The organism is Yersinia mollaretii ATCC 43969 (assembly GCF_013282725.1).
GTDB lineage: Bacteria > Pseudomonadota > Gammaproteobacteria > Enterobacterales > Enterobacteriaceae > Yersinia > Yersinia mollaretii.
Genome location: NZ_CP054043.1, coordinates 3,361,976 through 3,388,796 on the forward strand (window position 1 = coordinate 3,361,976; position 26,821 = coordinate 3,388,796).

Below are 26,821 nucleotides of genomic sequence, written 5' to 3' on the forward strand. Positions count from 1 at the left end.
GTACTGGTGGATTGATAATTCATGACGTTAAAGCATCATTAATAGCACAGGGCATTAACAATAATTGCCATTTTATGCGGCAAAGTTTCATCGCCTATAAATGCTGGTTTATTCCATGGATTACTGTGACTAATTCTATTACATTAGCGCGCATATCTACTGGGGTGTTGCCTTAAGGGTTATTTTCAGTGGAAAGAGCTGCAGTTAGGGGCTGGAATTATGTAGGCTGGCGTCTGCACATTGGCGATAACTTTTACGCCGCAAATTTTCTACGCTTGAGCCGTAAAGTGTGTTGTCTTGGGCATTAGCGATAATGGCCTATTATCTGTGATGTATTTATCAGCAATTGCGCGGAGTGATGTGTGAGTCAATCACTGTTGGACCTTTCAGGTTACATCAAGTTTTTTGTTGGCTTATTTGCCTTGGTTAACCCGGTAGGTATTTTGCCGGTATTTATCAGTATGACCAGCTATCAGGCCCCGGCAGGGCGGGATAAAACCAACCTGACGGCAAACCTCTCGGTCGCCATTATCTTGTGGATCTCTCTGTTCTTGGGGGACGCCATCCTGAAAATATTCGGCATATCTATTGATTCATTCCGTATCGCGGGTGGGATTCTGGTCGTCAGCATTGCGATGTCGATGATTAGCGGAAAACTCGGAGAAGATAAACAGAACAAGCAGGAAAAAACTGAAACTGCGGTTCGTGAAAGTATTGGTGTGGTTCCGCTGGCGTTGCCATTAATGGCCGGGCCGGGTGCGATCAGTTCAACTATTGTCTGGAGTTCTCGTTATCACAGTTGGCAGAATTTACTGGGGTTGACTGTCGCTGTTGCCTTATTCGCGTTTTGTTGCTGGCTATTATTCCGTGCCGCGCCACTTTTAGTGCGATTGTTAGGGCAAACTGGCATTAACGTCATAACCCGTATTATGGGTTTACTATTGATGGCCTTGGGGATCGAATTTATTGTCACAGGAATCAAAGCGCTGTTCCCCGGACTGCTTTAATTCCTCTATCCCATCCCCCTATCCCAATTGATGATAGTTGAAAGGTCGCTTGGTTATTACCGGCGACCTTTTTCTTTTGTCTAATCATGGTATTCAAATGGTTAAGCATTATTTTGGTGCAAATAATGGATGAATTTCATTCTATTGCACTCAAATGTTGCATTAATACCCATTCTGCATTAATAATTTGGCTTAAGGCGTATTTCCTCGTCTTTCATAATAACGCTATGGGCCTGCCGATTAAAATAACTGCGCTATTTGTTGTTAAAATGCTCACATCATTCTGTAGGGCTTGTGCTGAATTTATCTAGATGTTATTAGTGATTACATCCCAATGAGTAGGGGTTTATTCTGGCAGCAGTGCTAATGTTAACTTTATGTGTCTTTCGTCAGGTTTGTAACTTCTTTTTCGCCATGAAGTTAAAGCCAATTCAAATTAAATTTAATAAAATCAATGTTTTGAGCTTTTAAAAAAGCGTAAATACAAAGGGTGAATATCGTTAGTCATTCACTAGAAAAGAGAATTGCTTAACATTTCTGTAAAATTTATTGGCGTCAGATTTCGGCATCTGTTAGCTTTCGGTCAACTTTCTGATGAGAGACTTCTTGTTTTTTCAACGAAACTGAACCGTAATTTTGATTTTTGGAATAGTTATTGCTAGTCGTTGTGGGCGGCAGATTAACGCAAACCTTGAGAAAAACATCACAAATCTCATAAAAGGGCGGTTAGAAATGCAAATAAAGTTTAAGCAACGACCACTGGCAATAATTAGCACTCTTCTGGGTTTATCTTTCTCAGCGGTATCAATCGCGGCAGTCGTTCCCACTGGTGAGACATTAGCGATAGATCAGAGTATTACCATTAATAATGGGACTGAAGTTGCCTCTTTAGATCCACATAAGGTTGAGGGCAATCCTGAAACTAATATTATCCTGAATTTATTAGAAGGGCTGGTGAGTAATGATGCCAATGGCCATATTATTCCAGCCGTTGCTACCCACTGGGATAATGACGGGTATAAAATTTGGACATTCCATCTACGTGATGGGGCGGTCTGGAGTGATGGTTCGCCGGTCACTGCGCAGGATTTTGTCTATAGCTGGCAGCGTTTGGCTGATCCTAAAATAGGGTCACCCTATGCCAGTTATTTGCAGTATGCCCAGATTGAGAATGTTGACGAGGTGCTAAAAGGCACCAAGAAGCCAGATGAATTAGGTGTTAAGGCATTAGACGCTAAAACGTTGCAGGTCACACTTACCGAACCCGTTCCCTATTTTATCAGCATGTTGTCGCATACCTCAATGAAACCAGTTAAGCGTGACGTTATTGAAAAATATGGGGATAAATGGACGCTCCCACAGAACTTTGTTGGCAATGGCGCTTTTAAGTTGAAAGACTGGGTGGTAAACGAGCGTATTGTGCTTGAACGCAGTCCGACGTACTGGAATAACAAAGAAACGGTGATTAATAAGGCAACTTTCTTGCCGATAACCTCCGAAGTCAGCGATATTAATCGCTACCGCAGCGGTGAAATTGATATAACCAACAGTGCGATACCGCCTAATCTGTTTGCCAAAATGAAAAAAGACCTGCCATCGCAGGTTCATGTCAGCCCGTACCTTTGCACCTTCTATTACGAAATTAATAATCAAAAAGCGCCATTTACCGACTCAAGAGTTCGAGCGGCAATCAAATTAACGTTGGATCGCGACATTATCGCGACCAAAATTATGGGGCAAGGGCAGATCCCTGCTTATGGTTTCACCCCAACATTTACTGACGGCGGTGATTTTGCATTACCCGAGTGGGCAAACTGGCCGCAAGAAAAACGCAATGCTGAGGCTAAGAAACTGCTCGCTGAAGCGGGTTATAACGCAGAAAATCCATTGAAGTTTACTTTGCTGTACAACACCTCAGATCAGAATAAGCAACAAGCTATTGCTGCGGCTTCTATGTGGCAAAAGAATCTGGGTGCGACCGTCACCTTACAGAACCAAGAGTGGAAAACATCGTTAGAGAGCCGTCACCAAGGCCAGTTTGATGTTGCCAGAGCCACTTGGTGTGGTGACTATAATGAACCGACCGCTTTTTTAAATATGTTGCTATCCGATAGCAGCAATAATACGTTTTTTTATAAAAGCCCTGAGTTTGATGCCCTATTAGCAAAAGCGCTGGTGGTTTCAGATGCCAAAGCGCGAACGGCGTTATATCAACAGGCTGAGAATTTACTGGATAAAGATTCTGCCATGGTGCCCGTTTACTACCGCGTCAGTGTCCGCCTTATTCGGCCAACAGTAGGGGGATTCACTGGTAAAGACCCACAAGATTTAACGGATTTAAAAAATCTTTATATCCGTAAGTTGCAGTAGTCAGAAATAGAGCGGTAGACGTATTAGGTCAACAGACCGAGTAATAGGATGTATTGCACAGAATGGTTTTCAGCCTGATGCTAATACATATGGGGGTCTTACATTGCCGGATTCGTTCCCCGGATGATGTAAGTTAAAAATACCTTTTAAAGGTGAAGCTTGCCCAGTCACTGGGCGATGCAATAATAAAAACTGGAGTGGATATAAGCATGACCAACATCACGAAGAAAAGTATCCTGGCCGCAGGTATTGTCGCTGCCTTAGGTATGATGGTTGTCGGAAATAGTTTTGCCGCCAATGTGCCAGCTGGCGTACAACTGGCCGAGAAGCAAGTTTTAGTCCGTAATAATGGTTCTGAACCTCAGTCACTGGACCCACATAAAATTGAAGGTGTGCCAGAATCAAATATCTCACGCGATTTGTTGGAAGGGTTGGTTATTAACGATCCGAACGGCAAAATTCTGCCGGGTGTGGCAGAAAGCTGGGACAATAAAGACTTTAAAGTCTGGACTTTCCATCTTCGTAAAGATGCAAAATGGTCAAATGGCGACCCTGTAACAGCACAAGATTTTGTTTATAGCTGGCAGCGTTTGTCTGATCCTAAAACGGTTTCTCCTTATGCAAGCTATGTTCAATATGCGCATATCGCGAATATCGACGATATTATTACCGGCAAAAAATCACCTGACACTTTGGGTGTCAAAGCCTTGGATGATCATACGCTGGAAGTGACGCTGACCGAGCCAGTTCCCTATTTGGATAAACTGTTAGCACACCCATCCATGTCTCCGGTTAATAAAACCGTGGTAGAGAAGTTTGGTGAGAAGTGGACTCAGCCACAGAACTTTGTTGGCAATGGTGCTTATAAGTTGAAAGATTGGGTGGTTAACGAACGTATTGTGTTAGAGCGCAGCCCAACCTATTGGGACAACGCGAAAACAGTCATTAATCAAGTAACTTACCTGCCAATCTCTTCTGAAGTGACTGACGTCAATCGCTATCGCAGCGGTGAAATCGACATGACTTATAACAACATGCCGATCGAGTTATTCCAGAAACTGAAAAAAGAGATCCCGCAAGAAGTACATGTTGACCCTTACCTGTGCACCTATTACTACGAAATCAACAACCAAAAAGCGCCATTTACTGATGCTCGCGTTCGTGAAGCACTGAAGCTAGGTATGGATCGCGATATCATCGTGAATAAAGTGAAAAACCAAGGTGACTTGCCGGCTTATGGTTTCACCCCACCGTACACCAGTGGTGCCGAACTGACTCCGCCGGAGTGGTTTAGCTGGACACAAGAAAAACGCAATGAAGTGGCTAAGAAGTTACTGGCAGAAGCCGGTTACACTAAAGATAAGCCGCTGACATTCAACTTGTTATACAACACATCTGATCTGCACAAGAAGCTGGCAATTGCTGCGGCATCCATCTGGAAGAAGAATTTGGGTGTTGACGTTAAATTGGAAAATCAGGAGTGGAAAACCTTCCTGGATACCCGCCATCAAGGGACTTTCGATGTTGCCCGTGCCGGCTGGTGTGCTGACTATAATGAACCCTCTTCATTCCTGAACATGATGCTCTCTGACAGCAGTAATAACACCGTGCACTATAAAAGCCCGGCGTTTGATAAGCTGATGGGGGATACGCTGAAAGTTAAATCTGAGAAAGAGCGTGCTGGTTTGTACCAACAAGCAGAAGTATTGCTCGATAAAGACTCTGCGATTGTACCGCTGTTCTATTACGTGAATGCCCGTTTAGTGAAACCTTATGTCGGTGGTTATACCGGTAAAGATCCACTGGATAATATGCACGTTAAAGATCTTTATATTATCAAGCACTAATATCTTAAGGGCAGCCGCAAAACGTGTGTGCTGCCCTTATTGCTTTGAAATATAAAGTCGCAGTAAGAGGCTAAAGGTACAGGCAATGTTAAAATTTATTCTACGCCGCTGTCTGGAAGCGATTCCGACACTATTCATTTTGATCACTATCTCATTCTTTATGATGCGTCTCGCCCCCGGCAGTCCATTTACCGGTGAGCGTAATCTTCCACCCGAAGTGATGGCGAACATTGAGGCAAAATATCACCTCAACGACCCAGTTTATAAACAGTATTTCAATTATTTGGGTCAACTGGCACAAGGTGATCTTGGGCCTTCATTTAAATATAAAGACTACACAGTGAATGAGTTGGTTTCAGCCTCGTTTCCTGTTTCAGCCAAACTCGGATTTGCTGCATTCTTGCTTGCCGTAGTATTGGGTGTTAGCGCCGGTGTTATTGCGGCGTTGAACCAAAATACCAAGTGGGACTATACCGTCATGGGGTTTGCCATGACCGGGGTGGTGATCCCGAGTTTTGTAGTGGCACCCTTATTAGTGTTGGTTTTTGCCATTATATTGAAATGGTTACCGGGTGGGGGATGGAACGGCGGAGCACCGAAATTTATTATTTTGCCGATGGTGGCGTTGTCATTGGCTTATATCGCCAGTATCGCGCGTATTACCCGTGGTTCAATGATTGAGGTTCTTCATTCCAACTTTATTCGAACTGCGCGAGCAAAAGGTTTACCGCTGCGCACTATTGTTTTACGTCATGCATTAAAACCGGCACTGCTGCCCGTTCTGTCTTATATGGGGCCAGCATTTGTCGGCATTATTACCGGTTCGATGGTGATTGAAACTATTTTCGGGTTACCGGGGATAGGTCAGCTGTTCGTTAACGGAGCGTTAAACCGCGATTACTCTCTAGTCTTGAGTTTGACCATTTTGGTCGGCGCTTTAACCATTCTATTCAATGCGATTGTTGATGTGTTGTATGCCGTCATCGATCCGAAAATCCGTTACTAGCACTGGAGCACGCCAATTATGTTGAGCAAGAAAAATAGCGAAGCTCTGGAAGTTTTCAGTGAAAAACTGGAAGTTGAAGGGCGTAGCCTTTGGCAGGATGCCCGCCGCCGCTTTATTCATAACCGTGCGGCGATCACCAGTTTGGTGATCCTAATGTTGATTACTCTGTTTGTTATTCTGGCCCCGATGTTAGCGCAGTTTAGCTATTCGGATACTGACTGGGGCATGATGTCAGCGGCACCTAATCTTGAGTCTGGGCACTATTTTGGCACCGACTCCTCTGGCCGTGATCTACTGGTCCGTGTCGCCATTGGGGGGAGGATATCATTGATGGTGGGGGTGGCTGCGGCGCTGGTTGCGGTGGTTGTCGGCACATTATATGGATCTTTGTCGGGCTATTTAGGTGGGAAAGTGGACTCACTGATGATGCGCTTACTGGAAATCCTTAACTCATTTCCGTTTATGTTTTTCGTTATTTTGCTGGTGACCTTCTTTGGCCAGAATATTCTGTTGATATTTGTGGCGATCGGCATGGTCTCTTGGCTGGATATGGCGCGTATTGTTCGTGGGCAGACATTAAGTCTGAAGCGAAAAGAGTTTATCGAAGCGGCATTGGTGGGGGGTGTTTCCACTCGCCATATCGTCTTGCGTCATATCGTCCCGAACGTATTAGGTGTGGTGGTGGTGTACGCTTCTTTGCTGGTTCCCAGCATGATTTTGTTCGAATCTTTCCTAAGTTTCCTCGGTTTAGGGACACAAGAGCCGCTCAGTAGTTGGGGCGCATTGCTGAGTGATGGTGCCAACTCAATGGAAGTTTCGCCTTGGTTATTGATGTTTCCTGCCGGATTCTTGGTAGTGACATTGTTCTGTTTCAACTTTATCGGCGATGGCTTGCGTGATGCTCTCGACCCGAAAGATCGCTGAGGAGTCACACCATGACGACTATTAATAATCAGTCTGCTGTTCAGCAATCTGCATTGTTGGAACAAAATGCACAGTTGGAACAAAACCAAAATGTTCTGTTGGATGTCAAAGATCTTACCGTGACCTTCAGCACGCCGGACGGCGATGTGACCGCAGTCAATGCCCTCAATTTTGACCTGCGCGCTGGGGAAACATTGGGCATTGTAGGCGAATCAGGTTCTGGAAAATCTCAAACAGCGTTCGCTTTGATGGGGCTGCTCGCCAGCAATGGCCGGATAGGCGGCTCGGCGAAATTTAATGGCCGGGAGATCCTGAATCTGCCCGAGAAGCAGTTGAACCGTTTGCGGGCCGAAGAGATCTCGATGATTTTCCAAGACCCAATGACCTCGCTGAACCCTTATATGCGGGTAGGTGAGCAGCTCATGGAAGTGCTGCAACTGCATAAAAAGATGAGTAAAAGCGAAGCGTTCGAAGAGTCAATCCGCATGCTCGATGCGGTAAAAATGCCGGAAGCGCGTAAACGGATGCGTATGTATCCGCATGAATTCTCTGGCGGTATGCGCCAGCGTGTCATGATTGCGATGGCGCTGCTGTGCCGGCCGAAGTTATTGATTGCGGATGAACCGACTACGGCACTGGATGTAACGGTTCAGGCTCAAATCATGACTTTGCTGAATGAACTAAAGCGCGAGTTCAATACCGCGATCATCATGATCACCCATGACTTGGGGGTGGTTGCGGGTATCTGTAATAAAGTTTTGGTGATGTATGCAGGGCGAACGATGGAATATGGTCAAGCCCGCGATGTGTTTTATCACCCAAGTCACCCTTATTCTATTGGTTTGCTGAATGCGGTTCCTCGCCTTGATGCCGAGGGCGACTCTCTGATGACTATACCGGGTAATCCGCCGAATTTACTGCGTCTGCCGAAAGGGTGTCCGTTCCAGCCCCGTTGCCAATATGCCATGGATCGCTGCGCATCGGCACCGGCATTGGAGAATTTCGGTGAGGGCCGTTTACGCGCCTGCTACAAGCCAGTAGGGGAGTTGGTATGAATGCCATGACAGAGAAAAAAGTGTTGTTGGAAGTGGCCGACCTGAAAGTGCATTTTGATATTCAGGATGGTAAACAGTGGTTCTGGCAACCCTCGAAAACATTGAAAGCCGTTGATGGCGTGACGTTGCGTCTGTATGAAGGCGAAACCTTGGGTGTAGTAGGTGAGTCAGGTTGCGGTAAATCGACTTTTGCTCGCGCTATTATTGGCTTGGTGAAAGCCACTGGCGGCAGTGTGGCATGGTTAGGCAAAGATTTGCTTAACATGAATGCGACTGAGTGGCGCGACATTCGCAGTGATATCCAGATGATATTTCAGGATCCGCTGGCGTCATTGAATCCGCGAATGACGATTGGTGAAATCATTGCTGAGCCGCTGCGAACTTATCACCCCAAAATGCCGCGCCAAGAGATTAAAGATAAAGTTAAGGCGATGATGCTGAAGGTGGGCTTACTGCCAAACTTAATCAACCGCTACCCCCACGAGTTTTCCGGTGGTCAGTGCCAACGTATTGGTATTGCCCGCGCGCTGATTCTTGAGCCGAAGTTGGTGATTTGCGATGAGCCGGTCTCTGCGCTGGATGTCTCCATTCAGGCGCAGGTGGTGAACTTGTTGCAGCAATTGCAGCGTGAAATGGGGCTGTCACTGATTTTCATTGCCCATGATTTGGCGGTGGTAAAACACATCTCTGACCGAGTTTTAGTGATGTATCTGGGCCATGCTGTTGAGTTGGGGACTTATGATGAGGTTTATCATAACCCGCAGCACCCTTATACCAAGGCGCTGATGTCGGCGGTGCCCATTCCTGATCCCGATAAAGAGAGGGCAAAAGTCATTCAGTTGTTGGAGGGGGAGTTGCCTTCGCCGATTAACCCACCATCAGGCTGCGTGTTCCGGACTCGTTGCCCCATTGCTGGGCCAGAATGTGCGAAAACCCGTCCTTTGTTAGAAGGGAGTTTCCGCCACGCGGTTTCGTGCCTTAAAGTTGATCCACTGTAACTTGGTGATTTTCTGCGACTACGTCTGCATCGTTCACGGCAGGCGTAGTCAAGAATATAATACGAAATACTGATCTGTTAGCTAGGGTCCAACGTGTTGTTGACCTTAAAATACATAAGTTCCTGAGACTTACTCCGTTGTCGCCTTCCTGAAACTCGAATTATTTAGGGTATGTCTTTTTTAATTCAGCCATTCAAAAATTGAATTAACATTTAAAGTCTATAATATAAATATAAATATTAAAGTTAAATAAAATAAATTGGCTGATTGATTTAATGAATTAATTTTATTTCATTAGTCTCATTGACGAATTAAAATATATTAAGTTAATGTGTTATTGTCATTTAATTAAATGACTGTTTAAATTACACTGTAATTAATTTATATACTTTTATGTTCAATTTAAGGGGTAGCATATGAAAAAATTACTTTTACTTTCATCATTACTTTTACTTTCATCTTCTGCTTTTGCAATTAATGAACAAGGTGAGTATGGAGAAAAAGACTTTAAAAAACAATGTGATAAGATAATCGCGACAGTGGTGAAGTATGTGACTCCAGGGTTGAATATATTCTCAATTTTTAAAGACTTAATCGAGTACGGTAAGTTGAAAGATGGTTGCGGAAACTAATAGTAAGTTTCCAGCACATTCTAATAATGGCGTCTAATATCGTATAGAGCTGTACTGTTAAAAATACAGAACACTCCTGTATTTTATTTGTATTCTCGCTAAAGATAATTAAGATACATTGCCCCGGGATTGAACTGCGGGGCAATGGTTAACTCTTTATTTTTTGATAACTTTATTCTTTCCACAAAATATGGCAAAGTTTATGGTCTTTCTCGCGGCATAAAAGAACACGGGCAAAGACATCATTTATCTCTTCACCATCACTCTCTGCAAGACCAATGACCACTTCGGCGAAAAAGTCAGGATTCAAATCAAAATCGACATGATCTTGCCAGTCTTCTGCGGGGTCAAACAACTCAGCACCGCCACGCTCTTCGAACTGGAGGTTAAACAGTAAAATGTCGGCTGGGTCGAGGTTATCACCCGCCAGCTCGAGAAAAATATCGTAAGCCTGTTCCAGTGTTTCATCTTCAGTCAGGCGGTTATTGAGATCCATTGAGCTTGGCTCTTGTGCATTCTGGTCCATTTGCAGATTCCCATTATCATTTGCAGATTGCGCTCATTAAAACACTCTCCAGACCGCTTTTACAATTATTATGCGGCCTGAAGTCAATAACTCAGAGAATCTTCAATAGGACGACCATGAACGACTGTCGCCTTATAATAGCGGGCTGAAGAAGTAGAATAGCCGCTCAGTGACGCGGTGCCAGAGAGGGCGCTTATTCCACAGCTCGCCATCTAATAACACCGAGCGGGCAATGTAGTCGTCTTGCACTTGGGCTAAATCAGCACCAAAACCATCATCGTCAATCACCAGAGTAACTTCAAAGTTCAGCCATAAGCTGCGCATATCCAGATTGACAGTGCCCACCAGACTCAGTTGACCATCGACCAGCACACTCTTACTGTGCAGCAGCCCACCTTCAAACTGGTAAATTTTGACCCCGGCTTCCAGTAGTTCCGAAAAGAAAGCTCTGCTTGCCCAACGGACCATCATTGAGTCATTTTCCCTCGGCACAATAATACTGACATCAACACCCCGCTGTGCGGCGGTACAGATGGCATGCAGTAAATCATCACTGGGCACGAAATAGGGGGTGGTCATGATTAACTGTTCGCGAGCGGCATACACGGCTGTTAATAATGCCTGATGAATCATCTCTTCAGGGAAGCCCGGTCCAGAGGCGATCACCTGAATCGTGTGGCCGCTCTCCTCTTCGAACGGCATAATGTGGTTATCCGGCGGGGGAGGCAGAATACGTTTACCGGTTTCAATCTCCCAGTCGCAGGCATAGACGATGCCCATGGTGGTCGCCACTGGCCCCTCCATCCGTGCCATCATGTCAATCCACTGGCCTACTCCGGCATCTTGTTTGAAGAAGCGCGGGTCAACCATATTCATGCTGCCGGTATAGGCGACATAGTTATCAATCAAGACGATTTTGCGATGTTGGCGTAAATCCATTCGGCGTAAAAAAACGCGGAAGACATTCACTTTAAGCGCTTCGACCACCTCAATTCCGGCATTGCGCATCATGGCGGGGTATGGGGTGCGGAAGAATTGTTGGCTACCGGCAGAATCTAACATCAGTCTGCAATGGACGCCACGGCGTGCGGCAGACATTAAGGATTCAGCCACCTGATCAACCAAACCGCCGGGTTGCCAGATATAAAACACCATCTCTATATTATGGCGGGCTAATTCAATATCTCGTACTAGCGCTTTTAATGTGTCGTCAGTGGTGGTCAATAACTGTAATTGATTACCTTTAACGCCGCTGATGCCTTGGCGGCGTTCGCACAGTTGAAACAGGGGCGTGGCGACTTCACTATTGGAACTGGCAAAAATGTGTTGGCAATCCTTCAACTCACTCAACCAACGCGCAGTCGAGGGCCACATGGCTTTTGCCCGCTCGGCGCGGCGCTTGCCAAGATGCAGCTCGCCAAACGAGAGGTAGGCGATGATTCCGACCAACGGCAGAATATAGATAACAAGCAGCCATGCCATGGCCGAAGGAACGGCTCTGCGCTTCATCAGAATACGCAACGTTACCCCGGCAATAAGCAACCAATAGCCAAAAACTGAGAGCCAGCTGATTACGGTATAAAATGTTGTCATGAGGGCGGAAATCCTGTTCACAAACGGTCACTAAAGAGTGTACGCACAGTATGGCAAAGGCGAAACCTTTAATCAGAGATATTGTCGGATAAAATCTTTTAACCTAAAGGACTTGCAACGGGTAATTCAATAATTGAGCGGTTATTTTGGGTCTGTCTGGATAAAGAAAAATAGGGCATTTTCGCGAAATAGAGGATTTAATCCAACAGCGACTTGGCTGAAGAGGTGAAAGGTTTATAATAGCCCAGTTCTCAGCGAGGGAAGAGTTGTTTCATGAGACGGAGTAAAAATGAGGTGGGCCGTTGGCGTATGCTGCGGCAAAATCAGCGGCGAAGAAGTCGCTGGCTTGAAGGTCAATCACGGCGTTATCGTCATATCTATAGCATTAGGCAGCGCAATGAACATCAGCATCGTAGGTCGCTATTGTTCACGGTTGCTTATGAATGGTGATTCGCTGAGGTGGTAATAAAAACAGTCTCTTTATGAGGCTGTTTTTGTTTTATCCATGATAAACGTCAGGCACTTAATCCTTTTTTACCCCTGATACTCCCTATGATTTTTTCCATGGTTCTGTGGTTTTAAGTTTTCTTGTCAATAAATTGTTACCAGCTTTTATTTCAATGAGGATATTTTTCACTTGAAATGCTGAGTTTCATCGCAGAAAAAATAGACCTATCCTAAATTATCAAAATGCGATAATTCCTATGTTGCTGTTAATAATAAAAAGTGCAACATAGTAGATTATCAGTTTATTTCACATAAGAATGACATAGCGCTACTCTATATATTAGGTCGCTTCGTTCTGATCGTTCAGTTTCAGGGGTGTTACTGTTTGGTTGTTCGAAGCGGCCATTCCCCCCAGTAAAATATGTGATTATGAAATAATAAGTTTATTAATCGTCATATTTAACTAATATTTCCTATCTATCAATGGGTTGATTTTTTGGCTCTGCTTTTTTGGCTAGCATATTCATCGATTTTAGTGATCAATAATAAAAAATTGATCAATTTTATCAATTGATCAATACTGTTATCCTTATTAATTAAAAGGATTTAATCGTGGGTAGCAGGCTAAACATTGCAGTTGATTGTGCTTTTATCTGTGAGCCGGTTTACAGGCGGAATGGTCAGTTATTTGCTGTGGAGTTATTGAGTCGGTTTACGACAACCTCTTTTAAAGCGCCCATTTATACTGAGCGCTTCCTGCATCAACTTAATGCTCCGATGAAGACGAAATTGTTATGTGACCAATTATTTGCTGTCGCCATCCACCAAAGATGGTTTATTGATCATCAAATAATACTCTCGATAAATATAGATTTTGATATGGCACAGGCGGTGCTGGACAACAAGGAGATCATCTCGTTGTTAGGGTCGATGCCCTTTATCCGGCTGGAGATCATGGAGAGTTTCCCTAATCTCAGTGATGGGCCAAAGAATACGCTATTAAGTAAGTTAGCTGAACGATACGCCTTGTGGTTGGACGATTTTGGCAGCGGTAACTCTCACCTCGCAGCAGTGGCCAGTGGCTTCTTTGAGTGTGTCAAAGTGGATAAACATTTTTACTGGCAATGGGCAGGGAGTGTCACCTTCGAAAATCTTGTCACACGATTGCGCGATCATTGCCAGTGCGTGATTGTGGAGGGCGTCGAGACGCGCCAGCAATTTACCCAGTTAGCTGATATCGGCGTTGATGCTATGCAAGGTTACCTATTTAACTCATTGCCGCTGAATGACGTTAATCTATTACCGCTAGAGTAAATCCGGATTTTTGCTCATGGGACATGAGGTTAGGGGGCTTTTGCTGCGAATATCACAGTTATATCACGCGGTTCGGTGGATGATGTCATCCCTATTACAGCAAAGGCTTATCGTTCATGTCTCAATATAAATTAGCTAAAACCGTCTTCTTCGGAGATTTGAAAGTCAGCACCGCACTTTATAAGTACGAAATTTATTGTGAGGAGTCTGAGCTGATCTACCACGCCGCTATTTATGCTGAGCAAGTCATTGCTGCTGGCAAACACACTTATCCTGTCTGGGTAAGAAAAGATCATATGATATTAAAATCACCCGCACATATGTTGGATAAAGCCGTTGATGCCTGCGAAGAGCATTGGTTGAAGCACTACAAAGTTTAGTGAGTTCAATCTGGACTGGCTAAGGCATCCATTTCAGATGTAATCATAAAAAGTACGCCTAGGTGCAGGCGTACTGATGAATGCAGCATCAATGATGCGAGCCATGGGGTTAATCAAACAATTCGGACAGAAAACTTTTCTTCTTGTAGGGCTTAGATTTTGAATAGCCATGATGGTCGCGGTCACGACCATGGTCACGATCGCGGTCTCTGTTATCAGCATAAGGGGCTGCCGCCGCAGGTGCGGGTGCGCTCTCAACTGATTTTTCAATGATTTTATCGAGTTCCCCGCGATCCAGCCAGACACCCCGACAGTTTGGGCAATAATCAATCTCAATGCTTTTACGTTCAGACATCACCAGTTGGGTATCTTTGCATACTGGACACTGCATAGTCTTCATCTCCGTATTTAACAAAATGACTCAACGTCACGATACAAAAAACCTATATCCGATTAGACACTGATTCTCAGTAATGATGAGTAAAGATGATTAAAGAGATGTAATAGTCAGTTGGAATAGAGACCGCAAGGGGAGTTCGCGGCCCTTAGAGATGATGATGGGCTTAGAATACGCGCTTATAGGGTTTGACGATAACGGATTGATAAACACCAGCGGCGACGTAAGGATCTTGCTCGGCCCAGCTTTCAGCCGCCTGTTGTGAAGCAAACTCGGCGATCACAGTAGAGCCGGTAAACCCGGCAGCACCGGGGTCTGCGCTGTCGATGGCAGGGTTAGGACCGGCGGTTACTAGACGCCCTTGATCCTGTAGCGCTTGTAACCGCGCCAAATGGGCAGGGCGCACGGATAAGCGCTTTTCAAGTGAATCAGGGATATCAGTAGCAAAGATTACATACAGCATGTTTCACCTTTCAAATTGGTCTGTTCGTCATATATCAAGCATCAAGGATGTTGGCGGCGGACACTCACCCCAGTGACTCATTCAGTAAGCCATAACAACATGTTCATCCGATAAATTCAATCATGGGCGAAACGGGCTATATCGCCGCTGATCAAGTGAGTACAGAGGTCATTTATAATGAAATAAAATGATCACTGGCGGTAAACAGAAAGTGTTATTTCGTTGCTATCGCTGTTTTAAGCACCATTTAAGGAGGAAGGGGGAGATTGTTTGCAGTTGCGTATTGAATATGATTGCTATTTGCATTTAAACTTAGCTGTATTAGAGGACACTGAATTATTATGCAGCTAAATAAATTTTTCCGGGGTCGCCGGCTTACGTGGCCAATCGTATTTTCAGTCGGGTTACATGGCAGCGTAGTCGCGGCGTTACTGTATGTTTCGGTAGAGAAAATGAGAGTCCAGCCTGAAATAGAGGATGCCCCTATTGCTGTGACGATGGTCAATGTTGCTGACTTTGCCGCACCACAACCCGCGGCGGCAGAACCACAAGCCGAACCTGAACCCGAACCGATTGAAGAAGCACCGCCTGAACCTGAAGTGCTGCCAGAGCCTGTTCCCGTACCCATCCCTGAACCGGTCAAACCCAAACCTAAGCCTAAGCCGAAACCGGTGAAAAAAGAGGTCAAAAAGCCGGAAGTGAAGAAAACGGAAGCACCGCCGGATGACAAGCCATTTAAATCCGATGAGCCTGCACTAGTGACGAATAATGCCCCGGTAAAATCAGCACCGAAAGCGGCGGCACCGGGGGCATCGACCACGGCAGGGCCAAGAGCATTAAGCAAGGCGAAACCGACCTATCCAGCAAGGGCGCTGGCGTTGGGCGTCGAAGGGCAGGTGAAAGTACAATATGATATCGACGAAGATGGCCGTGTCACCAATGTGCGAATTCTGGAAGCTACGCCGCGTAATACCTTTGAGCGTGAAGTAAAGCAAGTGATGCGCAAATGGCGCTTTGAAGCGGTGGCGGCCAAAGATTATGTCACCACCATTGTCTTCAAGATTGGTGGCACGATGGAAATGGATTAACCGTCTGTCAGATACTCGGTCATCAAATAGAAAGGGTCGCTTTGAGGGCGACCCTTTTGACATCTGTAGCACGAGCATCTGTAGCACAGGTTAGCCGCTATTGTGTTGCGCCAACCTCAAAATTCCCTCGGCCCTCTGGCAGCCCACGGGCTTGACCTGCATCATCAACCGCCACATAGGTAAATACCGCTTCAGTGGCGCGATAGCGCTGACCGATAGGCTCGGAAGAGACCTTTTTCACCCAGACTTCAATATTGATGGTAATTGAGCTACGGCCCGTTTTAATACAACGCGCATAGCAACAGACCACATCACCCACCGCAACCGGTTTGAGGAAAGTCATCCCATCAACTCTTACCGTGACCACGCGCCCATGTGCTATCTCTTTGGCCTGAATGGCACCGCCAATGTCCATTTGCGACATTAACCAGCCGCCGAAGATATCGCCATTGGCATTGGTATCTGCGGGCATAGCAAGAGTGCGAAGCACTAATTCGCCGTTAGGTAATGATTGCTCACCGCGAGGTGATAGTTGTTCCTGAGTCATCTCTGCCTGCTTCTAAATCGGGGTATTTGGCGTTGCGGGGATATTCGCGCAACGCCAATGACTTCGGTTAATAGTTATTCGAAATTATGATTTTTTCTGCTCTTCCGGCATATGGCGATAAATATAAACGCCGCTGATGAGGGTGAATACCAAGGTCATCGCGGTCAAGCCAAAGACTTTAAAGTTCACCCAGATATCCTGTGGTAACCAGAACGCCACATAGATATTCAGTAGGCCGCACGCCAAAAAGAACAGCGCCCATGCCATATTCAGTGTTGACCAGACAGTATCAGGCAGTGTCAGCTCTTTGCCGAGCATCCGCTGAATCAATGGCTTCTTCATAAACCATTGGCTTACCAACAAAGCGACGGCAAACAGTGCATACAGCACCGTCACTTTCCATTTAATGAATAAGTCGCTGTGGAAGGCCAGCGTCAAGGTGCCGAACACCAACACCATCGCGGCGGTGATCAGCGTCATCTTCTCTACCTTACGGAACTTCAGCCAGGTAAAGGCTAACGCCAATAATGTGGCGACAATCAATGCCCCAGAGGCGACAAAAATGTCATACATCTTGTAGAAAACGAAAAACACGACCAAAGGGAGAAAATCTAAAAGTTGCTTCATGAATCAATCCATCATTTGTACACCGGCCGACTATACCGGATTCAGTGAGGTGAGGGTACTGGCGGTAAAAGACTATTATCCTTAATTATCCATCGGAATGCGCGCTCTGCCAGTGGAATTTGCAGAAACTTACGATAAACAAGTAACAGATTTAGTCAGCATATTGCCAGTGATGCTATAACCCAGCATGATAAGTGATAAATGTTGGGTTGGGGTTTGATGGAGTCAGTATGCAGAGAAAATCACTTCGGCATTGGATGCCGGGTTTAACCCAATTAATGGCTTATGAGCGTGACTGGCTCAAGCCTGATGTCAGGGCGGGATTATCCGTGGCCGCAGTGGCGCTGCCTATTGCCATTGCTTATGCCGAATTGACCGGTGTTAGTGCCGCTGTCGGTTTGTATTCCTGTATTTTGCCCATGATTGTGTATGCATTTTTTGGTTCATCGCGGCAATTGATTGTCGGGCCAGATGCCGCCACTTGTGCAGTGATCGCCGCCGTGGTTGCTCCGCTGGCGGCGGGGAGCAGTGAGGTTCATTGGCAGTTAACCATCATGATGACATTGATGATGGGCACATGGTGTCTGGTGGCCAGCCGCTTCAAGCTTGGCGCTCTGGCCGACTTATTATCACGGCCAATATTGACCGGCCTACTTAATGGTGTGGCAATTACCATTATTGTCGATCAGTTAGGGAAGGTCTTTGGTTTTATGACCCGGCCGCCGCAACTGATTGAGCGGGTGCTAGCACTGCCACATAATTTGATTAACAGCCATTTGCCGACTGTCGCTATTTCATTGCTGACTTTTGTGGTGCTGTATGGCGTTAAATGGCTACGGCCAAACTGGCCTGCACCGTTGCTGGCGATCGTCATCGCGACCTTCGTCTCTTGGGCGGCCAATATGGCGCAATTTGGTGTTTCAGTCGTCGGTGGGTTTGAGGGCGGGCTGCCGATGGTGCATTGGCCTGATTTCCAACCGGGCTTACTGCGCGATATGGTGATTCCGGCACTGAACCTTGCGGTGGTTAGTTTTGTCAGCATGATGCTGACCGCCCGCAGCTTTGCTGCTAAAAATGGCTATGAAGTAGATGCGGATATCGAGCTGCGTGCATTGGGCATCACCAATATTGTTTCCGCATTATCCCAAGGTTTTGCTATCAGTGGGGCCAGTACCCGCACTGCGGTGAATGATGCCAATAATGGCAAGAGCCAATTGGTGTCGATTATTGCCGCGCTGGTCATTGCGATGGTGCTGCTGTTTTTAACTCGTCCGCTGCAATATATTCCCACCGCAGCGCTGGGGGTGGTGCTGATTTACGCCGCTTGGTCACTGCTCGGATTCCGCAGTTTATGGCAGTTACGTAAACGTAATACGCAGGCCTTCTATCTGGCGATATTTACCTTCGTCAGCGTGGTATTGGTCGGCGTGATCAGTGGCATTGGGTTGGCGGTATTATTGGGTTTATTGCAATTCTTGCGCACAATATTCCGCCCGACAGAGCAGCTATTGGGGGTGAATGCCGATGGTATGATTCATTCAATGCGCAGCGGAAATGGCATTAAACCCGTGCCCGGCGTGATGATTTATCGTTTTAACTCACCTCTGACCTATTTTAATGTGGCCTATTTTAAGCGACGGATTCTGAATTTGGTCGATAGTACACCTCATCCGGCGGATTGGGTGGTGATTGATGCGGTCGCCAGTTTTACCTACGCCGATATCAGTGTGCTGGCGGCGATCGATGAGCTTAAGCGCGATCTAAAGCAGCGCAATATTAAGCTGATACTCGCCGGAAGGCGTACTGAACTGACCCGCTGGTTCCGCATTAATCGGCTGAAAAGCCACGATGAAGACCTGATTTTGGTGCCGGATCTCTATCTGGCACTTAAGCTTATTCAGAGTAAACAGCGGGTTGCTGAGAAGTCCGAGCCAGAGGCTCCCATGTCGGAAGCGGGGGGAGACGCTGAAATGAGCTGATCGGTTTTCATTATTGATGAAGAGTGAACAGCAAAAAGGGCCGTCATGGCCCTTTTTAGGATTTGAACTGACTGGCTATTTATTCAGTTGTGGCGTCACTTGGTCGCAGCAACATATATAAACGGAACAGATACACCAGTAATAGTGCAGAAACCAGATTACTCAGTGCACTTAAAATAACCGTCGCAATAGGCGTTGGCAGAGCAGTGAGATGGCTCACCAGATACAGCAAAATTAATTTAGCCGCTATCCACAACATCATGGCAGGGATAATTAACCGCACATTGGCGAAGGCCAGTTTGGTGCTGGCTTTGATGGCGGCAAAAACCCCGATCTTTTCAGTGGTCACAATAATGGGCGACAGCGACAGCGCGACCGCAATGACGATACCCGGCACGATAAACATCGTCAATCCTAACTGAATCAACAAGGTACCGATAAACATTAGTAGCAGTAAGCGAGGCAAAATAGGTACGGAAATACCAATTGCCTGCAATGCGCTTACACGACGCCCCTGAGAGACCATCGAGATCAGCGTTAGCATTCCCCCCACTAATAACACGTTACCGACTAATGCAGAGAAGGTGGCCGCAGCAGAGACTTTGAGTAGCACTATTTGCTGCTCTGGTGTCATTTGCGACACAATTTCACTGATGCTCACACTTGCCGATGACGTAATGTCATTTTCCGTGGCACTTAAAAGACCCAGTTGCTCAGCATCAGGGATAAAAGCTTGATTCAGCATGACGGTAATGAACGCAGTCAACAGGGCCAGCAACAGGATCGCCGGTAGTTGATTACGTAAAAAGTTAAAACTGTCACGGTATAAAGTGTTAGCCGTGATAGGCATGAAAGCTCCTTGGGGTCGAAAAAATAATGCTTAGCTAATGATTATACCTTGTTATGGGGCGCAGTGGGACACTGACATTGGCAGACGACACATTTCTTCGCACTAATTACCTCGACGTTATCAATAGGTAACGGTGATAACCCATAGTGTGTATGGGCGCGGGCGCAGTATGGATTGCTGACCCTGTAAACAGCCAACCGTTGACGATCTCACACAGTTAACATCCAAGCATAGCAGCATCTCCGTAGTTTCATTTTCCATCAATGCCGAGCAGCACATTTTGTGCCAAATCTGCTTTTATGATCCAGATCAATTTCAATGTAATTAATGGATTAAATAACCTTACTTAAAATAGGATTTATTTAAGTTGTTCCAAAAGATGTGATCTCGAATAGATCATAAATAGTCATTTATAGGTATATTCTGTTCGCGAATATACCTACAAATGGAATGGATAATGAAAAAAATCACTTTGGCACTGTTAGCCGTAGCCACTCTGGCACCCACTGCGGCAAACGCGCATCAAGCAGGCGATTATATTTTCCGGGCAGGGACAGCAACTGTCAGGCCAAATACTGGGTCTGATGACGTATTAGGTTATGGTTCCTTCAAAGCGGATAATAATACCCAGTTGGGCCTGACCTTCAGTTATCTGGTCACGGACAATATTGGGGTAGAACTGCTGGCCGCCACGCCGTTCCGCCATAAAATTGGCCTCGGGCCAACCGGAGATATTGCTGAAGTTAAGCAATTACCCCCTACATTGATGGTGCAATACTATTTCCGCGACAAACAAGACAAACTGCGCCCGTATCTGGGTATCGGCCTAAACTACACCACTTTCTTTGATGAGAAATTTAACAGTACGGGCACGGCTGCGGGTCTGACGGATTTGAGTGTAAAAGATTCATGGGGTGTTGCCGGTCAGGCAGGCATGGATTACATGGTCAGTGAAAACTGGATGCTGAATATGTCGGTCTGGTGGATGAATATCGAGTCCGACGTGAAGTTTAAAGCGGGTGGTGTAGAGCAGAGCATTAATACGCGTCTTGATCCGTGGGTGTTTATGTTCGGCGCGGGCTACCGTTTCTAATTACCCGTCGTCCTTGGCACCACAGCGGTGTTAGCGGCACTCGCGCACCCGAATCACTTACTTGTGTAAGTTCATCGGGACTTGCTCGCTTGCTGCCTTGCTGTAGCACCAATGACTTAGGGTAATTTTTGAACCTTGGCACCACAGCGGTGTTAGCGGCACTCGCGCACCCGAATCACTTACTTGTGTAAGTTCATCGGGACTTGCTCGCTTGCTGCCTTGCTGTAGCACCAATGACTTAGGGTAATTTTTGAACCTTGGCACCACAGCGGTGTTAGCGGCACTCGCGCACCCGAATCACTTACTTGTGTAAGTTCATCGGGACTTGCTCGCTTGCTGCCTTGCTGTAGCACCAATGACTTAGGGTAATTTTTGAACCTTGGCACCACAGCGGTGTTAGCGGCACTCGCGCACCCGAATCACTTACTTGTGTAAGCTCATCGGGATTTGCTCGTTTGCTGCCTTGCTGTAGCACCAATGACTTAGGGTAATGTCAGAATAATGGAGTCGTAGAGCCTCCAGGGATGGATTGATGGCGTCTTTACGATCCGCTTGTTCTCACCGCCACTGGCACTTTGTCAATAATAGAGGCGCATTTCTGCGCCTCTATTCGTTTCGTTCAACTATCTGATTTGCATCTGATCACTGACAGATTTAACCCCCGGCACAGTGCGGGTGATCTGTACTGCACGATTTGCATCCTGACGTGAGCTAACGAAGCCACTCAACTGAACCCGCCCTTTGAAGGTTTCAACACTGATTTCAGTCGATTTTAGATTCTTCTCACCCAACAGCGCAGACTTCACCTTGGTGGTGACGACAGTGTCATCGATATAACCACCGGTTCCTTCTGATTTTGCTGTGGGTGCACAAGCGGATACCGCCATTGCCATAATGACGGCAATGCATAGGGCTGAAAGGGTCTTAAAAAGCTTCATAAATGACTCTCCATGTTATTGATGTCACTAGGGGTAATGGTAAAAATAATCAACGAAACTGTTACCAACGCATACTATACATAGCGCTTTAGCGCACACACGGCACCCTAAATGTAAAGAAATGCTTGGCGTGTTACATAATTATTGGTGATGAATGGCTTTTATTCAAATTTGCAATAAATGCGTATTGAGGAAGATATTGAAAAGACGAGAGTAAAGAGAAGAGAGTCAAGCGCCTGAGCTGAAGGGCCATCAGGCGCTTGAGTGAAAATTAGACGCGGGTTGCGGCTTTCATTTCAGTCACAAAATGGCTCAACTGCGCTAACATTTGGGCGGGTTGTGAGACATTATTTTCAATGATTTTTACAATTGCAGAGCCTGAGATCGCCCCCGCAGCCCCTGAGGCTAAACTGGTTTTCACCTGTCCCGGCTCTGAAATGCCAAAACCTTGCAGTGCGGGTGCTGCATGATACTCCCGTAATTTATCGATCAGATGATTCAGCGGCAGATGGCCGTGGTTCTCCGCGCCTGTGACACCCGCGCGAGAAAGTAGGTAGGTGTAGCCGCGACCATGGGAAGCAATTTCTCGCAGTAAATCATCATCGGCGTTCGGTGGGCAGATAAAGATTGGCGCGATACCGTGGCGCAATGCCGCCGCCCGGAAGGGGGCCGACTCTTCAAATGGCACATCAGCAATAAGAACAGAGTCCACACCCACCTCGGCACAACGTTGATAGAAACTATCAATTCCGTTGTGGAAGACCAAGTTTGCATACATCAGCAGGCCGATGGGGATCGCCGGATGTTTTTTGCGAATTTCCGCCAACATCTCAAAACAGATACCGGGCGTAACACCCGCAGCAAAAGCACGCAGCGCCGCATTTTGAATCGTCGGGCCATCGGCCAGTGGGTCAGAGAACGGAATGCCCAACTCCAAAGCATCGGCTCCGGCGGCAATTAAGGTGTCGATAATCTCTAACGAAAGCGCGGGTGAGGGGTCGCCTAGCTGCACGAAAGGAACGAATGCGCCCTCTTTTTTGGCGGCTAATTGTTTGAAAAGCTGTTGATAACGCTCCATTAAATTTCTCCCCGTGCTTTCAGAATATCGTGAACAGTGAAAATATCTTTATCACCGCGTCCTGACAGATTTACCACCAGAATCTGCTCTTTCTCCGGCGACGCTTTTATCATTTTTAAGGCATGAGCCAGTGCATGGGAGGACTCCAACGCGGGGATAATTCCCTCTTTACAGGAGAGCGCTTTAAAGGCGTCCAGTGCTTCATCGTCGGTCACCGAAACATAATCCGCGCGGCCAATGCTGTTCAAATAGGCATGTTGTGGCCCGACAGATGGGAAGTCCAGCCCGGCAGAAATGGAGTAAGACTCTTCGATTTGACCATCACTGGTCTGCATCATCGGCGATTTCATGCCGAAGTAGATGCCCACCTTGCCGTGTTTCAGCGGTGCGCCATGTTGCCCTGTTTCGATGCCCAATCCCGCCGGTTCGACACCAATCAAGCCCACGTTTGGCTCATCGATAAAGTCCGCGAACATGCCAATGGCGTTGGAACCGCCTCCGACACACGCCAGAACAGCATCAGGCAGTCGGCCTTCGCGGGCTAACATTTGTGCTTTGGTCTCTTCGCCAATCATGCGCTGGAATTCGCGCACAATGGTTGGGTAAGGGTGCGGACCTGCGGCGGTTCCCAACATGTAGTGTGCGGTTTCGTAGCTGCCAGACCAGTCGCGCAGAGCTTCATTACACGCATCTTTCAGTGTCGAGGAGCCACTGTGTACTGGAATGACTTCAGCTCCCATCAGGCGCATACGGAACACATTTGGTGACTGGCGCTCAATGTCTTTCGCCCCCATATAGATGCGGCATTTCAAGCCCAGCAGGGCGCAAGCCAGTGCGGACGCCACGCCATGTTGACCCGCACCCGTTTCAGCAATGATTTCAGTCTTGCCCATACGTTTTGCTAATAACGCCTGCCCCAAAACCTGATTGGTTTTGTGTGCACCGCCGTGCAGCAAGTCTTCACGTTTCAGATATAACTTGGTTTTCGTCCCTTCAGTCAGGTTTTGACAGAGGGTGAGCGCGGTCGGGCGACCGGCGTAGTTCTTCAGCAAATCCTGAAATGCCGCCTGAAATTCAGGGTCCAGTTGAGCACTGACAAAAGCCTCTTCCAGTTGCTTCAAGGCTGGCATTAAGATCTGTGGCACATACATACCACCGAACTCGCCAAAATAGGGATTAAGTGTGGTCATTTTTTTTGTCCTTTATCGGATTAACCAAAATGTGGCTATAAATGAAATCAGTAGGCACTCAAGGCGTTGAATACGGCGGCGATCAACTGAGGGTCTTTGATGCCGGGGGCGCTTTCGACACCGGAATTCAGATCCAAACCCGCACAGCCCAGTTGGGCGGCAGCACCGCAGTTATCGGCGCTCACGCCCCCGGCGAGCAGGACGTTATCCAGTGACTCGCCCGCCAAGAGTGACCAGTCAAAGGTTTGACCCGTGCCGCCTTGACCGTTATCCAGTACATAGCGTTCGACATGCGCTAAGTTGCGAGCCGGTAGGGTGTCGCTGACACTCAGCGCCTTCCAGATTTGGCAATCGGCAGGTAAAACGTCACGTAATTGATTGATATAAATTTGGTCTTCTTGCCCATGTAACTGTACCGCCGCGAGCGATAAGTGCTCCGCGATCTGTTGAATGGTCGCTATTTTGGCATCACGGAATACCCCAACGTATTTCAGCGGCGCACCACTGATCACGGCCCGGGCTTGAGCAATATTGACATTGCGTGGTGAGCTATCCGCAAAAATCAACCCTCCATACACCGCACCGGCATTGTACGCAGCAGCGGCATCTTGAGCGCGGGTCAGGCCGCAAACCTTATTTTCACCCAGTAACACGCGACGCACGGCCGCATTCAGGTTGGGTTCGGACATCAATGCACTGCCTATCAGGAAGCCATTGGCTACATCACTCAATTCGCGCACTTGGCGGTAATAATTAATCCCCGATTCGCTAATGACCGTCACCCCGGCAGGCAAACGCGGGGCCAGTTCGCGGGTGCGATTCAAGTCGATAGACAGGTCGCGTAAATCACGGTTATTGATGCCGACCACTTTGGCACCTAATGCAATGGCGCGGTCCAACTCTTCGGCATTACTGGCTTCTGTCAGCACGCCCATGTTCAGGCTGTGTGCCACGGCGGCCAGTTGGCGGTAGCGCTCATCATCAAGCACCGATAACATCAGCAAAATGGCGTCCGCTTGATAAAAACGGGCCAACTGAATCTGATAATCATCGATAATAAAGTCTTTGCACAATACGGGTTGAGTCACCACCGCGCTGACTTGCGGCAAGAAATCAAAACTGCCCTGAAAGTACTTTTCGTCCGTTAACACCGAGATAGCCGAAGCATAATTTTTATAAACCGCAGCAATGTCGGCCGGATTAAAATTATCGCGGATGACGCCCTTGGACGGGGAGGCTTTTTTGCACTCTAGGATAAACACGGTCTGACTGCCTTGCAGCGCTTGATAAAAGTCGCGCTGACTCAGGGTAATCTGGTGTTGAAAACTGGCCAGCGGCTGCGTTATTTTCCGCGCGGCAACCCAGATTTCCTTATCGCGCACTATTTTGTGAAGTACGGTTTCCTGCATGATCTATCCTCTTGCTGCCAGAGCGGTAACACGATCAAACGCCTGACCGCTGTGAATCATTTCCAATGCTTGCTGCGCGTTATGACGCAGGTTTTCTTGGCCGTGCAATTTCAGCAATAACGCCACGTTAGCGGCGACGGCTGCGGCGTGGGCCGGTTCGCCTTTACCTTGTAACAACCGTGCTAAAATGTCACGGTTTTCTTCTGGCGCGCCACCCTGTAGGGAACTGAGTGGGTAACGACTCAGACCAAAATCTTCCGGTGCCAATTCATAGCACTCAACAGTGCCGTTATTCAGCTCAGCAATCTGTGTCGGGGCATGAATCGCTACTTCATCCATGCCACCGCCATGAACCACAGCAGCCCGTTGATAACCCAGCACTTTTAGGGTCTGCGCAATGGGCAGAACCAGCTCAGGGCTGTAAACGCCAATCAGCGCTAATGGCGGACGAGCGGGGTTGATCAATGGCCCCAGCACATTAAACAGGGTGCGGGTTTTCAACTGTTGGCGCACGGGCATCGCATGGCGGAAACCGGTGTGATACTGCGGTGCAAACAGGAAACAGACCCCTAACTCATCTAAGGCGAGTCGTGATTGCTCGGCGCTCATATCCAGACGAATGCCAAACGCGGCCAGTAAATCTGACGAACCGGAGCGGCTGGAGACACTGCGGTTACCGTGCTTAGCCACTTTCACTCCACAGCTGGCGGCCACAAAGGCGCTGGCGGTGGATATATTAATGCTGTTGGTGCCGTCGCCGCCGGTGCCGACGATATCCGCGAACAGATAGTCAGGGCGCGGGAAGGGTTGTGCATCGGCCAACAAGGCTTGTGCTGCGCCCGCGATTTCGGCAGGGGTTTCGCCGCGCACTTTCATGCTGATCAATGCTGCTGCCAATTGGCTCGCTTCCAGTTCACCGCGCACAATGGCGGCAAATAGCTGCTGGCTCTCTTGTTGGCTCAGCGACTCGGCGCGGAACAATTTTTCTAATAATATTTGCATCATGAATTCCTTAATTATTCTATCCCCAAAAGACTGCTATCACTGCTGTGGCTTGACGTCG

25 protein-coding genes and 1 pseudogene are annotated in these 26,821 nt (G+C 47.3%); 14 read left to right on the forward strand and 12 right to left on the reverse strand.

Annotation, left to right across the window (positions count from 1 at the left end; all coding sequences use genetic code 11):
- Positions 1 to 362: 362 nt before the first annotated feature.
- The 8 genes from HRD69_RS15050 (at position 363) to HRD69_RS15085 (ending at position 9,839) form a co-directional block, all read left to right on the forward strand.
- On the forward strand, positions 363 to 1,007 hold the full coding sequence (locus tag HRD69_RS15050; RefSeq protein ID WP_004875195.1) for a YchE family NAAT transporter: 645 nt from the start codon (positions 363 to 365) through the stop codon (positions 1,005 to 1,007).
- A 732-nt stretch (positions 1,008 to 1,739) separates the two neighbouring features.
- Positions 1,740 to 3,377 carry an ABC transporter substrate-binding protein gene (locus tag HRD69_RS15055; protein ID WP_145572840.1) on the forward strand — a complete coding sequence of 546 codons (1,638 nt, stop codon included), beginning with the start codon at positions 1,740 to 1,742 and terminating at the stop codon, positions 3,375 to 3,377.
- Positions 3,378 to 3,586: 209 nt separating this feature from the next.
- Complete coding sequence (gene oppA, locus HRD69_RS15060; RefSeq protein ID WP_032814410.1) at positions 3,587 to 5,224, forward strand: oligopeptide ABC transporter substrate-binding protein OppA; 1,638 nt, start codon at positions 3,587 to 3,589, stop codon at positions 5,222 to 5,224.
- Positions 5,225 to 5,309: 85 nt separating this feature from the next.
- The gene (oppB, locus tag HRD69_RS15065; protein ID WP_004875191.1) at positions 5,310 to 6,230 is read left to right on the forward strand and encodes an oligopeptide ABC transporter permease OppB; all 921 of its coding nucleotides are present in this window, start codon (positions 5,310 to 5,312) and stop codon (positions 6,228 to 6,230) included.
- 15 nt (positions 6,231 to 6,245) lie between these two features.
- Positions 6,246 to 7,154 carry an oligopeptide ABC transporter permease OppC gene (gene oppC / locus HRD69_RS15070; protein WP_032814409.1) on the forward strand — a complete coding sequence of 303 codons (909 nt, stop codon included), beginning with the start codon at positions 6,246 to 6,248 and terminating at the stop codon, positions 7,152 to 7,154.
- An 11-nt stretch (positions 7,155 to 7,165) separates the two neighbouring features.
- On the forward strand, positions 7,166 to 8,209 hold the full coding sequence (oppD, locus tag HRD69_RS15075) for an ABC transporter ATP-binding protein (RefSeq protein ID WP_004875189.1): 1,044 nt from the start codon (positions 7,166 to 7,168) through the stop codon (positions 8,207 to 8,209).
- Entirely contained in the window at positions 8,206 to 9,207 is a 1,002-nt protein-coding gene (gene oppF, locus HRD69_RS15080; RefSeq protein WP_032814407.1) for a murein tripeptide/oligopeptide ABC transporter ATP binding protein OppF, read from the forward strand. The genes oppD and oppF overlap by 4 nt, the downstream gene beginning before the upstream one ends.
- Positions 9,208 to 9,623: 416 nt before the next feature.
- Positions 9,624 to 9,839: a hypothetical protein gene (locus tag HRD69_RS15085; protein ID WP_004875187.1), complete on the forward strand. Its 216-nt coding sequence runs from the start codon at positions 9,624 to 9,626 to the stop codon at positions 9,837 to 9,839.
- Positions 9,840 to 10,011: 172 nt separating this feature from the next.
- Here the strand turns inward: HRD69_RS15085 and HRD69_RS15090 are convergent, their stop codons facing one another.
- On the reverse strand, positions 10,012 to 10,335 hold the full coding sequence (locus HRD69_RS15090; RefSeq protein WP_032814461.1) for an HI1450 family dsDNA-mimic protein: 324 nt from the start codon (positions 10,333 to 10,335) through the stop codon (positions 10,012 to 10,014).
- A 162-nt stretch (positions 10,336 to 10,497) separates the two neighbouring features.
- Entirely contained in the window at positions 10,498 to 11,958 is a 1,461-nt protein-coding gene (cls, locus tag HRD69_RS15095; protein WP_032814405.1) for a cardiolipin synthase, read from the reverse strand.
- Between the two features lie 273 nt (positions 11,959 to 12,231).
- Between cls and HRD69_RS15100 the strand changes: the two genes are divergently transcribed.
- From HRD69_RS15100 to HRD69_RS15110, 3 genes are all read left to right on the forward strand, one after another.
- Positions 12,232 to 12,408 carry a YciY family protein gene (locus tag HRD69_RS15100; RefSeq protein WP_071984843.1) on the forward strand — a complete coding sequence of 59 codons (177 nt, stop codon included), beginning with the start codon at positions 12,232 to 12,234 and terminating at the stop codon, positions 12,406 to 12,408.
- 609 nt (positions 12,409 to 13,017) lie between these two features.
- Positions 13,018 to 13,719, forward strand: coding sequence for an EAL domain-containing protein (locus tag HRD69_RS15105; protein ID WP_032814404.1), 702 nt, complete (start codon positions 13,018 to 13,020; stop codon positions 13,717 to 13,719).
- 116 nt (positions 13,720 to 13,835) lie between these two features.
- Entirely contained in the window at positions 13,836 to 14,099 is a 264-nt protein-coding gene (locus HRD69_RS15110; RefSeq protein WP_004875183.1) for a hypothetical protein, read from the forward strand.
- A gap of 109 nt (positions 14,100 to 14,208) precedes the next feature.
- Here HRD69_RS15110 and HRD69_RS15115 read toward each other — a convergent pair whose 3' ends face one another.
- Entirely contained in the window at positions 14,209 to 14,490 is a 282-nt protein-coding gene (locus HRD69_RS15115; RefSeq protein WP_032814403.1) for a TFIIB-type zinc ribbon-containing protein, read from the reverse strand.
- A 172-nt stretch (positions 14,491 to 14,662) separates the two neighbouring features.
- Complete coding sequence (locus tag HRD69_RS15120; RefSeq protein WP_004875181.1) at positions 14,663 to 14,959, reverse strand: YciI family protein; 297 nt, start codon at positions 14,957 to 14,959, stop codon at positions 14,663 to 14,665.
- Positions 14,960 to 15,300: 341 nt separating this feature from the next.
- Between HRD69_RS15120 and tonB the strand changes: the two genes are divergently transcribed.
- Positions 15,301 to 16,047, forward strand: a complete 747-nt coding sequence (gene tonB, locus HRD69_RS15125; RefSeq protein WP_032814401.1) for a TonB system transport protein TonB — start codon at positions 15,301 to 15,303, stop codon at positions 16,045 to 16,047.
- A 97-nt stretch (positions 16,048 to 16,144) separates the two neighbouring features.
- Here tonB and yciA read toward each other — a convergent pair whose 3' ends face one another.
- Positions 16,145 to 16,594, reverse strand: a complete 450-nt coding sequence (gene yciA / locus HRD69_RS15130) for an acyl-CoA thioester hydrolase YciA (RefSeq protein ID WP_004875179.1) — start codon at positions 16,592 to 16,594, stop codon at positions 16,145 to 16,147.
- 84 nt (positions 16,595 to 16,678) lie between these two features.
- Positions 16,679 to 17,221: a septation protein A gene (locus tag HRD69_RS15135; protein ID WP_032814399.1), complete on the reverse strand. Its 543-nt coding sequence runs from the start codon at positions 17,219 to 17,221 to the stop codon at positions 16,679 to 16,681.
- A 230-nt stretch (positions 17,222 to 17,451) separates the two neighbouring features.
- Here HRD69_RS15135 and HRD69_RS15140 point away from each other — a divergent pair, with 230 nt between their 5' ends.
- Complete coding sequence (locus tag HRD69_RS15140; RefSeq protein ID WP_032814398.1) at positions 17,452 to 19,200, forward strand: SulP family inorganic anion transporter; 1,749 nt, start codon at positions 17,452 to 17,454, stop codon at positions 19,198 to 19,200.
- A gap of 79 nt (positions 19,201 to 19,279) precedes the next feature.
- Here HRD69_RS15140 and HRD69_RS15145 read toward each other — a convergent pair whose 3' ends face one another.
- Positions 19,280 to 20,050, reverse strand: coding sequence for a YciC family protein (locus HRD69_RS15145; protein WP_004875176.1), 771 nt, complete (start codon positions 20,048 to 20,050; stop codon positions 19,280 to 19,282).
- A 457-nt stretch (positions 20,051 to 20,507) separates the two neighbouring features.
- Between HRD69_RS15145 and ompW the strand changes: the two genes are divergently transcribed.
- Positions 20,508 to 21,143, forward strand: coding sequence for an outer membrane protein OmpW (gene ompW, locus HRD69_RS15150; RefSeq protein WP_080545026.1), 636 nt, complete (start codon positions 20,508 to 20,510; stop codon positions 21,141 to 21,143).
- 623 nt (positions 21,144 to 21,766) lie between these two features.
- Here the strand turns inward: ompW and HRD69_RS15155 are convergent.
- The 5 genes and pseudogenes from HRD69_RS15155 to trpD form a co-directional block, all read right to left on the reverse strand.
- Positions 21,767 to 22,081 (reverse strand): BON domain-containing protein, encoded by a 315-nt coding sequence (locus tag HRD69_RS15155; RefSeq protein ID WP_032815095.1) that lies wholly within the window; start codon positions 22,079 to 22,081, stop codon positions 21,767 to 21,769.
- 271 nt (positions 22,082 to 22,352) lie between these two features.
- Positions 22,353 to 23,159 (reverse strand): tryptophan synthase subunit alpha, encoded by an 807-nt coding sequence (trpA, locus tag HRD69_RS15160; protein ID WP_032815094.1) that lies wholly within the window; start codon positions 23,157 to 23,159, stop codon positions 22,353 to 22,355.
- Entirely contained in the window at positions 23,159 to 24,349 is a 1,191-nt protein-coding gene (gene trpB, locus HRD69_RS15165) for a tryptophan synthase subunit beta (RefSeq protein WP_004876223.1), read from the reverse strand. The genes trpA and trpB overlap by 1 nt, the downstream gene beginning before the upstream one ends.
- Positions 24,350 to 24,396: 47 nt before the next feature.
- Positions 24,397 to 25,758 (reverse strand): bifunctional indole-3-glycerol-phosphate synthase TrpC/phosphoribosylanthranilate isomerase TrpF, encoded by a 1,362-nt coding sequence (trpCF, locus tag HRD69_RS15170; protein WP_004876222.1) that lies wholly within the window; start codon positions 25,756 to 25,758, stop codon positions 24,397 to 24,399.
- Positions 25,759 to 25,761: 3 nt separating this feature from the next.
- Positions 25,762 to 26,757: pseudogene (gene trpD, locus HRD69_RS20850) on the reverse strand (anthranilate phosphoribosyltransferase); the annotation flags it as partial.
- Between the last annotated feature and the right edge of the window lie 64 nt (positions 26,758 to 26,821).

Coding starts and splice junctions, on each gene's coding strand:
- HRD69_RS15055 (WP_145572840.1), top strand. CDS start 1,740: ATGCAAATAAAGTTTAAGCAACGACCACTGGCAATAATTAGCACTCTT.
- oppA (WP_032814410.1), top strand. CDS start 3,587: ATGACCAACATCACGAAGAAAAGTATCCTGGCCGCAGGTATTGTCGCT.
- oppB (WP_004875191.1), top strand. CDS start 5,310: ATGTTAAAATTTATTCTACGCCGCTGTCTGGAAGCGATTCCGACACTA.
- oppD (WP_004875189.1), top strand. CDS start 7,166: ATGACGACTATTAATAATCAGTCTGCTGTTCAGCAATCTGCATTGTTG.
- oppF (WP_032814407.1), top strand. CDS start 8,206: ATGAATGCCATGACAGAGAAAAAAGTGTTGTTGGAAGTGGCCGACCTG.
- HRD69_RS15085 (WP_004875187.1), top strand. CDS start 9,624: ATGAAAAAATTACTTTTACTTTCATCATTACTTTTACTTTCATCTTCT.
- HRD69_RS15090 (WP_032814461.1), bottom strand. CDS start 10,335: ATGGATCTCAATAACCGCCTGACTGAAGATGAAACACTGGAACAGGCT.
- cls (WP_032814405.1), bottom strand. CDS start 11,958: ATGACAACATTTTATACCGTAATCAGCTGGCTCTCAGTTTTTGGCTAT.
- HRD69_RS15100 (WP_071984843.1), top strand. CDS start 12,232: ATGAGACGGAGTAAAAATGAGGTGGGCCGTTGGCGTATGCTGCGGCAA.
- HRD69_RS15110 (WP_004875183.1), top strand. CDS start 13,836: ATGTCTCAATATAAATTAGCTAAAACCGTCTTCTTCGGAGATTTGAAA.
- HRD69_RS15115 (WP_032814403.1), bottom strand. CDS start 14,490: ATGCAGTGTCCAGTATGCAAAGATACCCAACTGGTGATGTCTGAACGT.
- HRD69_RS15120 (WP_004875181.1), bottom strand. CDS start 14,959: ATGCTGTATGTAATCTTTGCTACTGATATCCCTGATTCACTTGAAAAG.
- tonB (WP_032814401.1), top strand. CDS start 15,301: ATGCAGCTAAATAAATTTTTCCGGGGTCGCCGGCTTACGTGGCCAATC.
- yciA (WP_004875179.1), bottom strand. CDS start 16,594: ATGACTCAGGAACAACTATCACCTCGCGGTGAGCAATCATTACCTAAC.
- HRD69_RS15135 (WP_032814399.1), bottom strand. CDS start 17,221: ATGAAGCAACTTTTAGATTTTCTCCCTTTGGTCGTGTTTTTCGTTTTC.
- HRD69_RS15140 (WP_032814398.1), top strand. CDS start 17,452: ATGCAGAGAAAATCACTTCGGCATTGGATGCCGGGTTTAACCCAATTA.
- HRD69_RS15145 (WP_004875176.1), bottom strand. CDS start 20,050: ATGCCTATCACGGCTAACACTTTATACCGTGACAGTTTTAACTTTTTA.
- ompW (WP_080545026.1), top strand. CDS start 20,508: ATGAAAAAAATCACTTTGGCACTGTTAGCCGTAGCCACTCTGGCACCC.
- HRD69_RS15155 (WP_032815095.1), bottom strand. CDS start 22,081: ATGAAGCTTTTTAAGACCCTTTCAGCCCTATGCATTGCCGTCATTATG.
- trpA (WP_032815094.1), bottom strand. CDS start 23,159: ATGGAGCGTTATCAACAGCTTTTCAAACAATTAGCCGCCAAAAAAGAG.
- trpB (WP_004876223.1), bottom strand. CDS start 24,349: ATGACCACACTTAATCCCTATTTTGGCGAGTTCGGTGGTATGTATGTG.
- trpCF (WP_004876222.1), bottom strand. CDS start 25,758: ATGCAGGAAACCGTACTTCACAAAATAGTGCGCGATAAGGAAATCTGG.